The 12,076-nt window shown below is 68.2% G+C and carries 8 protein-coding genes; 1 reads left to right on the top strand and 7 read right to left on the bottom strand.

What is annotated here, in order from left to right:
* Positions 1 to 1,600: bifunctional protein-serine/threonine kinase/phosphatase (locus tag PKE44_RS01720; RefSeq protein ID WP_324547931.1), on the top strand; the 1,600-nt coding region annotated here is incomplete at its 5' end.
* A gap of 854 nt (positions 1,601 to 2,454) precedes the next feature.
* Here the strand turns inward: PKE44_RS01720 and PKE44_RS01715 are convergent.
* From PKE44_RS01715 to parE, 7 genes are all read right to left on the bottom strand, one after another.
* A complete protein-coding gene (locus PKE44_RS01715; RefSeq protein ID WP_324547930.1) occupies positions 2,455 to 3,249 on the bottom strand; it encodes an ABC transporter ATP-binding protein in 795 nt (264 codons plus the stop codon).
* Positions 3,250 to 3,274: 25 nt separating this feature from the next.
* Positions 3,275 to 4,096, bottom strand: a complete 822-nt coding sequence (gene ntrB / locus PKE44_RS01710; protein WP_324547929.1) for a nitrate ABC transporter permease — start codon at positions 4,094 to 4,096, stop codon at positions 3,275 to 3,277.
* A gap of 204 nt (positions 4,097 to 4,300) precedes the next feature.
* Positions 4,301 to 5,716 carry an ABC transporter substrate-binding protein gene (locus PKE44_RS01705; protein WP_324547928.1) on the bottom strand — a complete coding sequence of 472 codons (1,416 nt, stop codon included), beginning with the start codon at positions 5,714 to 5,716 and terminating at the stop codon, positions 4,301 to 4,303.
* Between the two features lie 344 nt (positions 5,717 to 6,060).
* On the bottom strand, positions 6,061 to 6,855 hold the full coding sequence (locus PKE44_RS01700) for a DUF2189 domain-containing protein (RefSeq protein ID WP_324547927.1): 795 nt from the start codon (positions 6,853 to 6,855) through the stop codon (positions 6,061 to 6,063).
* A gap of 163 nt (positions 6,856 to 7,018) precedes the next feature.
* Positions 7,019 to 9,256, bottom strand: coding sequence for a DNA topoisomerase IV subunit A (gene parC / locus PKE44_RS01695; RefSeq protein WP_324547926.1), 2,238 nt, complete (start codon positions 9,254 to 9,256; stop codon positions 7,019 to 7,021).
* A gap of 108 nt (positions 9,257 to 9,364) precedes the next feature.
* A complete protein-coding gene (locus tag PKE44_RS01690) occupies positions 9,365 to 9,922 on the bottom strand; it encodes a hypothetical protein (RefSeq protein WP_324547925.1) in 558 nt (185 codons plus the stop codon).
* Positions 9,923 to 10,070: 148 nt separating this feature from the next.
* On the bottom strand, positions 10,071 to 11,957 hold the full coding sequence (parE, locus tag PKE44_RS01685) for a DNA topoisomerase IV subunit B (protein WP_324547924.1): 1,887 nt from the start codon (positions 11,955 to 11,957) through the stop codon (positions 10,071 to 10,073).
* Positions 11,958 to 12,076 lie beyond the last annotated feature (119 nt).

Raw genomic sequence — 12,076 nt, 5'->3', positions numbered from 1 at the left:
CGCGATCGCCGACGGCATGAGTTCGAGCGAGGCGGCGCGGCTTGCGGCCGAATACGCGGTCAAGGGCTTCCTCAATGATTACTACGCGACGCCGGACTCCTGGACGGTGCGCAAGTCCGGCGAGAAGGTGCTGTCGGCGCTGAACCGCTGGCTGTATGCGCAGAGCACGGCGCTGCGCGATCCGGCGCGCGGCCTGGTCACGACCTTCAGTGCGCTGGTGCTGAAATCGACGACGGCGCACGTCTTCCACATCGGCGACAGCCGCATCTGGCAGCTGCGCGACCAGACCCTCGAACCGCTGACCCGGGATCACCACGCCTTCGGCAGCGGCGGGCGCAGCTGGCTGAACCGCGCGCTCGGCATCGACCTGCGCCTCGACATCGATTACCGCGCCGTGCCGGTCGAGGTCGGCGACCGCTACCTGTTCACGACCGACGGCATCCACGAATACCTGCAGCCGCGCGAGATCAAGCGCCTGCTCAACGAACACTCCGAGGACCCGGACGCTGCCTGCCGGGCACTGGCTGCCGCTGCCCACGCCGCCGGCAGCCCCGACAACCTGACCTGCCAGCTGATCTGCATCGACTCGCTGCCGGCGCAGGACGCCGACTCGGTGTTCCGCCAGCTCGCCGAGCTGCCGTTCCCGCCCGAACTGGAGACCGGCAAGCACTTCGAGGGCTACCGGATCGAGCGCGAGATCCACGCGAGCAGCACCAGCCAGCTGTATCTGGCCGTCGACGAGCAGAGCGGCGAACGCGTGGTGCTGAAGACCCCGTCCGTCAACTACGAGGATGACCCGGCCTATCTGGAGCGTTTCCGGCACGAGGAATGGGTCGGCCGTCGCCTCAACAGCCCGCACGTGATGCGCGTGATCGAGCCGCCACGCCGGCGCCGGCACCTGTATCACGTGCTCGAATACCTGGACGGCCAGACGCTGCGCCAGTGGATGCAGGCGCACCCGCAGCCGACGCTCGCGGAAACCCGCGCGCTGCTCGGGCAGATCGCCCGCGGCCTGCGCGCCTTTCACCGGCTGGACATGCTGCATCTGGACCTGAAGCCCGAGAACATCCACATCGACCGCGAGGGCCGGGTGCGCATCATCGATTTCGGCTCGGTGAAGATCGGCGGCATCGCCGAGACCGCATCGCCGGTCGAGCGCACCGATCTGGTCGGCACCAGGGACTACACCGCGCCGGAGCTGCTGCTCGGCGAGTCGGCGACGACGCGCTGCGACCTGTTCTCGTTCGGTGTCATCGCCTACGAACTGCTGACCGGCCACCTGCCCTACGGCGAGCGGCTCGGCCGCGAGACCGACGCGAAGGCGCTCGCGAAGCTGCACTACATCCCGGCCCGTCTGACGCGCAGCGATCTGCCGCGCTGGGTCGATGGCGCACTCGAGAAATCCGTGCGCCTCGACCCGCGCCTGCGCTACACGGTCGAGACCGAGTTCATGCACGACCTGCTGCACGCGAACACCGAGTTCACCGGCGGCCCGGTGCCACCGCTGATCGAGCGCAACCCGCTCGGGCTCTGGCGGACGCTGGCACTGCTGTCGCTTGTGCTGAATCTGGTGCTGCTGTTCCTGCTGAGCCGGCACTGAGCCACAAAACCCCCGGCGGCCGCCGGGATTCCGGCCCGTCTCTCCTGAGCCGCGGCCGGACCTGCGCAGCCAGGCGCCGGGAAACCCTGATTCGCCGGCGATCGAGGTCGCACTTCCGGTCGGGCTGCCGGAGCCGCGTGCCGTCCGCAGCGACTCCGGCCAGCGGCAGCGCGCTGCCGGCACGCCGGCTCGCCGGGCATCCCGCCCTGCCCCGCGCGGCAGGACGGCCCGAGCCGCAGGCGCCGGCCCTGCCGGCCTGCGCAAGCCCGCGAACCCGTCTGCGGGGACCGCTTCCGGGCGGGCGGCCTTCCCATGCATCTGCAAGCCCTGCTCTCGCGGGACCACCAGCATCGCCATCGAGCGCACGGCAGATACAGCGCCACGGGCCCGGAAATGCGCTCCGCAGCCATCCGGCCGCGCGCACAGGCTGCGGATTCGATGCCTGCGTCCGGGCAGCGACGCTTGTGCCGCTTCGCGCCGGGTATCCGTGCACGCCTGACGCCCCAGGCTTCCAGAGCCTGTGGTTCGTGAAAGAGGCCTGCGCAGGGAGGGCCTGCGGACGGACTCCGTGACCTGGGGGCTTGTATTTGAGGAGGGTCCGAAACGAGGCGTGCTGAAGCTGAAACAAAAATATGATGGTATAAAAAAACTACTTGAAGAACGTCTGTCCCCCGGAGCATACGCGCCGCGCAGCGCCTGCCACCGGCAGCGCGCAGGGACAGCGGTGCGACCGCAACTGGACATGGGCGGACTCCGGACAGGCAGGGGCCGGAGGCGCCCCGGCAAGGGGGCGCCCGGTCAGTACCGAAACGGATGGGAACTGCGGGGGGAACGGCGGCGGGAACGCGGCGCGATCAGGCGGCGTCGGGCCGCTTCTGGCGCTCATACAGGAACTTCAGCACTTCGGCGCGATAGTGGTTGTACGAGACGTCATCGGCCAGTTCGAGGCGGTTGCGCGGACGCGGCAGGTCGACCTTCAGCACCTCGCCGATGGTCGCGGCCGGACCGTTGGTCATCATGACGATGCGGTCGGACAGCAGCACGGCCTCGTCGACATCGTGCGTGATCATGATCACGGTGTTGCCGAGCTCGACCTGCAGCTCCATGACGGTCTCCTGCAGGTGCGCGCGGGTCAGCGCGTCGAGTGCACCGAAGGGCTCGTCCATCAGCAGCACCTTCGGCTGCATCGCCAGCGCGCGGGCGATGCCGACGCGCTGCTTCATGCCGCCGGAGATCTCGCCCGGGCGCTTGTGGATGGCGTGGTCCATGTGCACGCGCTTGAGGTTCAGGCGCGTCATCTCGTCGCGCTCGGCCGACGAGGTGGTCTTGCCGAACACCTTGTCGACGGCGATGCGCACGTTGTCGTAGACGCTCAGCCACGGCAGCAGCGAGTGGTTCTGGAACACCACGGCGCGGTCCGGCCCCGGGCGGTTGACCTCGCGGTTTTCGAGCAGCACGCCGCCGCGGGTGGCGTTGAGCAGGCCGGCGACGATGTTCAGCACCGTCGACTTGCCGCAGCCCGAGTGACCGATCAGCGACACGAACTCGCCCTTGGCGATCTTCAGGTTGATGTTGCGCAGCGCGTGGAAGGTGCCGCTCTGCGTGTGGAAGGTCATGTCGACGTTGTCGATGTTCAGATAGGCGTTCATGGCATGGGCTCCGGGACGCAACCGATCAGCGGCGGGTGTAGTCGAGGCGGTTCTGGACGAGGTTCATGGCGGCTTCGAGCGCGATGCCGACCACACCGATCACGCCGATGGCGACGATGATCGAGGCGACATTCAGGTTGTTCCACTCATCCCAGACGAAGAAGCCGATGCCGATGCCACCGGTCAGCATCTCGGCGGCGACGATGACCATCCAGGCCACGCCGAGCGACAGGCGCATGCCGGTGATGATGTGCGGCAGCGCACCGGGGATCAGGATGCGGCGGGTGATCTCCAGCTTGCCGAGCTGCAGCACGCGCGCGACGTTCATGTAGTCCTGCGGGATGGCCTTGACGCCGGCCGCGGTGTTGACGATCACCGGCCAGATGCTGGTGATGAAGATCACGAACAGCGCCGACGGATCGACGGCCTTGAACAGCAGCAGGCCGATCGGCAGCCAGGCGAGCGGACTGACCGGTCGCAGCACCTGCACCAGCGGGTACACGGCGCGGTTGACGGTCTCGCTCGCGCCCATCATGAAGCCGACCGGAATGCCCACCAGCACCGCCAGCGCGAAGCCGCCGAGCACGCGCCCGAGCGAGTACAGCACCTGCCAGCCGATGCCCATGTCGTTCGGACCCTTCTGGTAGAACGGGTCGCTGAACAGCTCGATGGCACGCTGCCAGGCCACCGTCGGCGCCGGGATGTCGCTGGTGATCTTCAGGCTGATGAAGGACCACACGGCCAGCACGACCCCGAAGGTCAGCAGCGGCAGCGCGACGTTGGCGAGCCACTTGAGCCGGATGCGCGAAGGGGAAGCGGAGGCGGAAGCGGTACTGGCGGTGCTCATCGGACGGTTCTCGGTCGCGGCGCCGGCCGTGGGGGCCGGGGAGCCTGCCGCGTCATTCCCGGACTGAACCGGCGTTGCGGCGGATTCGGCCGGGGCCGGGTGGACGAGCTGCAGTTTCTTGATCGCAGTCATGGCGCGGAGGCTCCGTCAGACCGGGCGGGATCGCCGCCCGGGTCGGGGGATGGTCAGGAAAGGGCGGGAACGTCAGCCGTTGGCGGCGGCGAGCTTCGCGAGATCGACCTTCATGCTGTGCACCGGGAAGGTCTTCAGGTAGTCGGCCGGCTTCAGCGGATCGAACTTGCCGCCGTCGAAGAACAGGTCCGGACCCATCGCGATCGGGCTCGATGCCTCGTTGAGCGTCCAGCCCTTGGCGTGGCTGCCTTCGGTCTTCACGTCGGTGGTCGGCACCGGCAGGCCGAGCGCCTTGGCCGCATCGCGGTACAGATCGGCGCGGTAGACGCTGCGCGCGGTCTTGAGGATGTTCATCGGCTCCTCGATCTGGCCCCAGCGGTACATCTGCGTGATGTACCAGGCGGCCTGCGAGGCCCACGGATAGGTCGCGGCGTAGCGGTAGAAGACGTTGAAGTCCGGCAGCGGCCGCGGATCGGAGCCCTTGACGTACGAGAACGTGCCGGTCATCGACATCTTGACGATGTTCTCGGGCGCGTTGACGTAGGACTTCTGCGCGATCAGCTTCACCACTTCCATGCGGTTCTCGGGCTTGTCCATCCACTGCGCGGCTTCGAGCAGCGCCATGACCGCGGCCTTGTGGGTGTTCGGGTTCTTCTCGGCCCAGGCCTGGTTGACGCCGAACACCTTTTCGAGCTTGTTGTTCCAGATCTCGTAGTTGGTGATCAGCGTGCGGCCGATGCCCTCCTCGACCGCGCGCTCGTTCCACGGCTCGCCGACGCAGTAGCCGACGATGTTGCCGGCCTTGAGGTTGGCGACCATCTGCGGCGGCGGGATGACGATCAGGCGCACGTCGTTGTCCGGGTTGATGCCGGCCGAGGCCATCCAGTAGCGGATCTCGTAGTTGTGCGTCGAGACCGGGAACACCATCGCGAAGGTCATCGGCTCCTTGCCGGCCGCCTTGTCGGCATCGATGACCTTCTTCAGCGCCCGGGCCGAAATCGGGTTCGCCTTCATCGCCTCCGGATCGGCCGCCATCATGCGGTCGTAGAGCTCGTTCGAGACCGTGATCGCGTTGCCGTTGAGATCCATGCTGAAGGCGGTGATCGTCGGCTGCTTCAGCGAGCCGATACCGAGCGTCGTCGCGATCGGCATGCCGGCGAGCATGTGCGCACCGTCGAGTTCGCCGATGGCGACCTTGTCGCGGATGTTCGCCCAGGAGGCTTCCTTCGAGACGGTGACGTTCAGGCCGTACTTCTTGAAGTAGCCCTTCTCGTAGGCAACGACGATCGGCGCGCAGTCGGTCAGCGGAATGATGCCGAAGGTCACATCGGTCTTCTCGATGCCTTCGGAACCGGCCGCCCAGGCGGCACTGCGCAGCCAAGCCGGAGTGGCACCTGCCATCGTCGCACCTCCCACGATCAGCCCCGTGGTCTTCAGAAAATCGCGTCGGCTCAGCTTCTTGCCATCCCGATCGAGAATGTCGCTCACGTCCGAACTCCTGCATCCACTCAAAATGAAAGCCAAAAAAAAGCGCCCGATAGCCCGAGCGCAGCAGGGAGAAGCGCGCTGGGGTATCGGACGCCGTTGTCCGCTTTGGCGACCGCCGTTGGTCGCCGGCTTTCAGGGGATCCCTACCACCTTTGGCAGGTCTGAAAGCTTGGATCAGATAAATGCCAGACTCATGCCAATCATGATTTTTTCAATAATTTCATGATCTTGATCATACGAACCCGATACCCCGCCGCCGCACATGCTCCACATCGGTGCAAGCCACGCCGATTCTTGCCGCTTCGTAATGCACCAGAGAGGTATGCCGGCCTACCCCGCCAGGATCAGGCAGGCGGCAAGGCGTCGTAATCGACTGCATCGCGGTAGGCATGCCAGCTGGCATGGCCGATCAGCGGCAGCGTCAGCGCCAGGCCGATCACGGTCACGAAGCCGAGCCCGGTCAGCAGCGCGATCCAGCCGGCCCAGCGCAGCATCGTCGCGCGGTTGCGGTAGGCGGTGCCGAAGCTCGCGACGATGGCCGTGATCACGTCGGCGCGCCGGTCGAGCAGCATCGGGAAGGAGATCACGCTCAGGCAGAACGCGAAGGTGGCGAGCACGCCGCCGATCGCAAAATAGAAGGCGATGAACACCACGCCCTCGACGCTCATCAGCGAATGCGCGATCTGCGCGAGCGTCATGTCCGGCGAGCCGCCGAGCACGATCGCGTAGACGACGGCCGAGACGCGCACCCAGGCAACGAGAAACAGCGTGCTCGCCAGCCCGAGCAGCAGCAGCGCCGCCGGGTTGTGCCGCAGCGCGGTGATCGCGTGCCAGAGCTGCGCCGGTTCGCCGGCTTCGAGGCGGCGCGACAGTTCGTAGAAGCCGGTGGCGAGGAAGGGCCCGACCAGCATGAAGCCCCAGGCGAGCGTGAAGGCGAGCTGCAGGTTGCCGGCCGCGACGTGGTGGATCAGCAGCCAGCCCATCAGCACGAACAGCCCGCCGTAGAGCAGGCTCGCCACCGGCGTGGCCAGGGTGTCGCGCCAGCCCTTGCGCAGCCAGACCAGCGGCCGGTCGGGGCTGAGATCACGAAGCTGCGGCTGCAGCGGCAGATCGTCGAGGGCGTTCAGGGTCTGCGACATGATGCGTGAACCTCTCTCTCCTGGGTCCGGATCGGCGGGGGTGCCATCGCGTGCGGCACTGCCCGCTACCGTAGTCGAGCCCCGCAGCACGGCCATCACTGCCACCGTGTGCGTGGAGAAATTGTCATCGCACCCCGGGTCCGCCGGCGCCGCTGGCCCGCCTTCAGCCGGCGCCGCTGACCTCCAGAGCGTCGATGCGCACCTTGCCGCCGCCGACCAGCACGCCGCGGCGGCCGCGCTCGCCGAGATGGTCCTCGATCTTCACCTTCAGCCGGCGCTTGCCGCTGACCAGCATCAGCCCGGCTCCGGCCGGCAGCAGCGCCAGCGCCGCGACCCGCTCGCCCTTGTCCGGCGCCAGCGCGATCAGCCGGTTGCCCTTGCCCTTGGCGAGCTGCGGCAGTTCGGCGAGCGGAAAGACCAGCAGATGCCCGCTGCTGCCGGCGATGGCGATGCGCAGGCCGGCTGCGTCCGCGACGCGCAGCGGCGCCAGCAGCCGGGCGCCGGCGGAGAGGCTCACCGAGGCCTTGCCGGAGCGGTTGCGCCCGAGCAGGTCCTCGTAGCGGCAGACGTAGCCGTAGCCGTGGTCGGAGGCGAGCAGCCAGAGTTCGTCCGGCGTGCCGAGCAGCAGGTGCTCGAAGCGCGCGCCGGCCGGCGGATCGAGGCGGCCGGTCAGCGGCTCGCCGTAGCCGCGCGCCGAGGCGAGATCATGCACGCTCAGCGTGTAGGCGCGTCCGCCGTCGTCGAGGCAGACGGCGAGCTGGTTGCTGCGCCCCTGCGCCTGCGCGAGGAAGGCATCCCCGGACTTGTAGGTCAGGCTGCTGCCGTCGAGCTCCCAGCCCTTGCCGGCGCGGATCCAGCCCTTCTGCGACAGCACGACGGTGACCGGCTCGGACGGCGCCAGCGCGGTTTCATCGAGCGCCTGCGCGGCGCGCCGCTGCACCAGCCGCGAGCGGCGGGCGTCGCCGTATTTTTCGGCATCGGCGAGCAGCTCCGTGCGCAGCAGCCGCGTCAGCCGCTTTTCGGAACCGAGCGTGGCCAGCAGTTCGTCGCGTTCGCGGGCGAGTTCGTCCTGCTCGCCGCGGATCTTCATTTCTTCGAGCTTCGCGAGCTGGCGGAGCTTCGTCTCCAGGATGGCCTCGGCCTGCAGCACCGACAGCGCGAAGCGCGCCATCAGCGCCGCCTTCGGATCGTCCTCGTAGCGGACGATGCGGATCACCTCGTCGAGGTTCAGGAACGCGATCAGCAGGCCTTCGAGCAGGTGCAGCCGCGCCTCGACGCGCTCCAGCCGGTGGCGCAGCCGGCGCGTGACCGTCTGGCGCCGGTAGACCAGCCATTCGCCGAGCAGCTCGCGCAGGTCCATGACCCGCGGCCGGCCATCGAGCCCGATCAGGTTCAGGTTGGCGCGGAAGGATTTTTCGAGGTCGGTGGTCGCGAACAGGTGATCCATCAGCGGCTCGACATCGACGCGGTTCGAGCGCAGCACGACCACCAGCCGGATCGGGTTCTCGTGGTCGGACTCGTCGCGCAGGTCCTCGACCATCGGCAGCTTCTTCGCCTGCATCTGCGCGGCGATCTGCTCCAGCACGCGCGCGCCCGAGGTCTGGAACGGCAGCTCCGTGATCACGATCTCGTCACTGCCCTTGTCGTGCTCCCAGCGCGCCCGCACGCGCACCGAGCCGTTGCCGCTGCGGTAGAGCTTCGCGAGTTCCTCGCGCGGCGTGACGATCTCGCCGCCGGTCGGGTAATCGGGTCCGGGCACGAGTTCGCACAGCCGCTCGATGCCGGCATCCGGCTCATCGAGCAGGCAGACGCAGGCGGCGGCGATCTCGCGCAGGTTGTGCGGCGGAATGTCGGTGGCCATGCCGACGGCGATGCCGGTCGTGCCGTTGAGCAGCACGTTCGGCAGCCGCGCCGGCAGCAGCACGGGCTCCTCCAGCGTGCCATCGAAGTTCGGCTGCCAGTCGACCGTGCCCTGGCCGAGTTCGGCGAGCAGCGTCTGCGCGTAGGGCGCGAGCCGCGCCTCGGTGTAGCGCATCGCCGCGAAGGATTTCGGATCGTCGACCGAACCCCAGTTGCCCTGGCCGTCGATCAGCGGGTAGCGGTAGCTGAAGGGCTGGGCCATCAGCACCATGGCCTCGTAACAGGCCGAATCGCCGTGCGGATGGAACTTGCCGAGCACGTCGCCGACCGTGCGCGCCGACTTCTTGTGCTTGGCGGCAGCGGTCAGGCCAAGTTCGGACATCGCGTAGACGATGCGCCGCTGCACGGGCTTCAGGCCATCGCCGACGTGCGGCAGCGCGCGGTCGAGGATCACGTACATCGAATAGTCGAGGTACGCCCTTTCGGTGAATTCGCGCAGCGGCACGGCTTCGGTGCCGGCGGAGGCAGAGGGGACACTCATGGGGGCGCGGGCACGGGGATTGCTGGAGGGGCCGCGCAGTGTAAGCGCAGCCGCCGGCCGCCGTCAGGCAGCCCGCAGGCGAAACCGGCGGGCGCGCGCGCGGGGGGTTCAGCAGGCCAGGCGCGACAGCACCAGCCGCGGCATCGGCGCCGGCCCCGGCAGCGCCGATGGCTCCGGAAAGCTCAGGCCCTTGAGCCGGCAGTAGGCGTGCTGGACGCTCAGCGCATCGACGCTGGCACGGTGGCGCTCGCCGCACAGGTCGCGCGCGGCAGCCTCGCGCGCCGGATGCCAGCCAGCGAGTTCCTGCTCGCCGAGCAGCGAACGGATCGATTCGAGCCGGAACGCCGGGGTGCTGCCGGCGGCGTCATAGAGGCGGTGCAGCCAGCTCAGGTCGTGACTCCAGGCATCCGAGTAGACGACGCGTCCGCCGAGATCGGCATCGAGCCGCTCGCAGACCTCGGCAGGCTCCCGGCCGCGGCTCTGCAGGATGCTTTTCGGAATGCGGTGGATGCGCTCGGCGCCGGCATCCCAGTGCTGCCATCCGGGCTGCGGGCGGATCAGCGTGCAGAAACGCCGGCCATCCGGCAGCACGTAGCCGACCTCGATGGGGTAACTGCCCCGGCCGAAACCGGAAGCCTCGACATCAATCACCGCGGGCACGCGCATGGTCCGCCCTCACAAAGCCGGATTGAAAGAAACCGTTCCCCTCTCCAACCTTCTGGTTTGATGCCCGTCATCTGCTGCGACGGTGCGCGTGTAGCCTTTTGAACCCGGAATCCATCCGCGGCTGCCCTGCCTGTTCAGGCCTGGCCGCTCAGACCTGCGCGAGGTTGCCGCGCGTTTCCAGCCACTGGCGCCGGTCGGCGGCGCGCTTCCTGGCGAGCAGCATGTCGAGCATCGGGTCGGTGTCGTCGCCGTGTTCGAGCGTCAGCTGCACGAGCCGGCGCGTGTCGGGCGCCATCGTCGTCTCGCGCAACTGCAGCGGGTTCATCTCGCCGAGGCCCTTGAAGCGCGTCACCTGCACCTTGCCCTTCTTCTTCTCGGCCAGCAGGCGATCGAGCTGGGCGTCCTTCTCGGCCTCGTCGAGCGCATACCAGACCTCCTTGCCGACATCGATGCGATACAGCGGCGGCATCGCCACGTACACGTGACCGGCCGCCACCAGCGGCCGGAAGTGGCGCACGAACAGCGCGCAGAGCAGCGTCGCGATGTGCAGGCCGTCGGAATCGGCATCGGCGAGGATGCAGACCTTGCCGTAGCGCAGGCCGTCGAGGGCTTCGGCCCCCGGATCGACACCGATCGCGACGGCGATGTCGTGGACTTCCTGCGAGGCCATGACCTCGCCGGACTCGACCTCCCAGGTGTTGAGGATCTTGCCGCGCAGCGGCATCACCGCCTGGAACTCGCGGTCACGCGCCTGCTTGGCCGAGCCGCCGGCCGAATCGCCCTCGACCAGGAACAGTTCGGTACGGGCGAGGTCCTGCGCTGCACAGTCGGCGAGCTTGCCCGGCAGCGCCGGGCCGCTGGTCACGCGCTTGCGCACGACCTTTTTAGCGGCGCGCAGACGCTTGCCGGCCGCCGCCAGCGCCAGTGCCGCGATGCGCTCGGCCTGCTCGACGTGCTGGTTCAGCCACAGGCTGAAGGCATCCTTGACCACCCCGGCAATGAACACCGCGCATTCGCGTGAACTGAGGCGTTCCTTGGTCTGGCCCGAGAACTGCGGCTCGGCCAGCCGCGCCGACAGCACGTAGCCCGTGCCGTCCCAGACGTCCTCGGGCGCGAGCTTCACGCCGCGCGGCAGCAGGTTGCGGAATTCGCAGAACTCGCGGACCGCTTCGGTCAGGCCGGTGCGCAGGCCGTTGACGTGCGTGCCGCCCTGCGCGGTCGGGATCAGGTTGACGTAGCTCTCGGTGATCGCCTCGCCGCCCTCGGGCAGCCAGACGACCGCCCACTCGACGGCCTCGCGCTCGCCCTCGAAGCGGCCGGTGAACGGCGGATCGGGCAGCAGCTCGACGCCGGCGAGCGCTTCCTTCAGGTAATCGGTGAGGCCGTCGCTGTAGCACCACTCGACGCGCTCGTTCGCTTCCTCGTCGGTGAAGCTCACGCGCAGGCCCGGACACAGCACGGCCTTGGCGCGCAGCACGTGCCGCAGCCGCGACACCGACAGCTTCGGGGAGTCGAAGTAGCGCGGGTCGGGCCAGAAGCGCACCGTCGTGCCGGTCTCGCGCTTCGGGCAGCTGCCGAGCGCGGCGAGCTCGCTCGCCTTGTTGCCGTCGGCGAACTGCATGCCCCAGCGCTGGCCGCCGCGCTTCACGACGACTTCGAGCCGCTTCGACAGCGCGTTGACGACCGACACGCCGACGCCGTGCAGACCGCCCGAGAAGCGGTAGTTGGCGTTCGAGAACTTTCCGCCGGCGTGCAGCCGCGTCAGGATCAGCTCGACGCCGGGAATGCCTTCCTCGGGATGAAGGTCCACCGGCATGCCGCGGCCGTCGTCGGTGACCGTCACCGAGCCATCGGCGTGCAGCACGACATCGATGGCGTGCGCGTGGCCGGCCATCGCTTCGTCGACGCTGTTGTCGATGACTTCCTGCGCGAGATGATTCGGACGTGCGGTGTCGGTGTACATGCCCGGGCGCTTGCGCACCGGGTCCAGCCCGCTCAGCACTTCGATCGCGGCGGCGTCGTAGGCGGTGGTCATGGGTCTCGTGAAGTCGTCGGAAAAACGCACGTGCGTTGTTGCGCTGCAGCTGTTACGTGCAGTTGCAGCATCAGTGTAACCGACCTGCTGCCGGGATGACGCACGATCCCTTGCATTAC

This window comes from Plasticicumulans sp. (assembly GCF_035331805.1).
Taxonomy (GTDB): Bacteria; Pseudomonadota; Gammaproteobacteria; order Competibacterales; family Competibacteraceae; genus Plasticicumulans.
The sequence above is the reverse complement of the archived record's forward strand: the minus strand, read 5'-3'. Positions and strand labels throughout refer to the sequence as shown.